This is a genomic window from Zoogloea oleivorans, from assembly GCF_008107625.1.
Classification (GTDB): Bacteria; Pseudomonadota; Gammaproteobacteria; order Burkholderiales; family Rhodocyclaceae; genus Zoogloea; species Zoogloea oleivorans.
The window spans coordinates 1-1,041 of sequence record NZ_SDKK01000106.1; the positions used below are offsets into that span (position 1 = coordinate 1).

The window sequence follows — 1,041 nt, forward strand, 5'->3', positions numbered from 1 at the left end:
TTGGATGCCGCGATCGGAATGATGAACCAGCGGCTGCTGTCCCTGGCGCCCCTTGAGGGCCATCTTCAAGGCCTGGCTGACCTCGGCTGTGTGCAGGCTGTCATGGACGTGGTAACCGACGATCTTGCGGGAGTAGGCATCGGTGACCAGGCTCAGGTAGGCGCAGCGCTCCCGGGTCGGCAGATAGGTGATGTCGGCGACCCAGACCTGCTCGCTGGCTTCGGCCTGAACCTGTTCCGGCCCCGCCTTAAGTAAATTCGGGTGGCGCCGGAAACGATGGTGACTGTCCGTCGTCTTGTGATACGCCCGCCGGGGCCGGACCAGCAGACGATTCCCGCGCAAGAGATCGAACAAGGCATCACGCCCGATGCCCAGGCCTTCGGCCATCAGCGCCGGGCGAATCAGGTGGTGCAGCTTGCGCGTGCCTAAGCGGGGCTGGCGCAAGCGCTTCTCCTTCACCAGGCCCACAATCCGTTCGTGCCGGGCTTCGTCGCACGCCCGACGGCGCTGCCATTGGTAGTGCGCCTGCCGGCTGATGCCCATGTAGCGGCAAGCCCTCGACACCTTCAGCCCTTCGACGGACTTTTGCGCGAGGACTTGCCCACAGGCTTTTTTACGACGTGCACCCCATAGTCCGTCTTCAGCACCTCGATCACCGCTTCAAAGAACCGGGATTTCTCCCGGGCCTCCTTGAGCTGGACTTCCAGTTCCTTGATCCGCTGCTCGGGCGTGAGCGTCGGGCTGTTCGGGCTTGGGTTCGGCTTACTCATGCGGCCGTAGTGTGCCATCGGCCCCCAGTTCTGGCGACCGTGCTTGCGTAGCCAGACCAGCACCGTTGATCGACCCTGGATGCCGTACCGGTCCTGCGCCTGCTTGTAGGTCAGTTCGCCTTTTTCCACTTGCTCGACCACCGCCAGTTTAAAAGCCAGCGTGTAGTCCTTCTGCGTCCTCTTGATCCCTGAGTCCATCTGACTTCCCCTCTCTTGACAGAAAAGGTGTCAACTTCTTTCAGGACGGGTCACTGTAAAAACAAAAAGCCCC

Annotated in this window: 1 pseudogene; it reads right to left on the reverse strand. The window is 61.7% G+C overall.

Annotated elements, in window-relative coordinates:
- Positions 1 to 968, reverse strand: a pseudogene (locus tag ETQ85_RS27210) (IS3 family transposase); the annotation flags it as partial.
- Between the last annotated feature and the right edge of the window lie 73 nt (positions 969 to 1,041).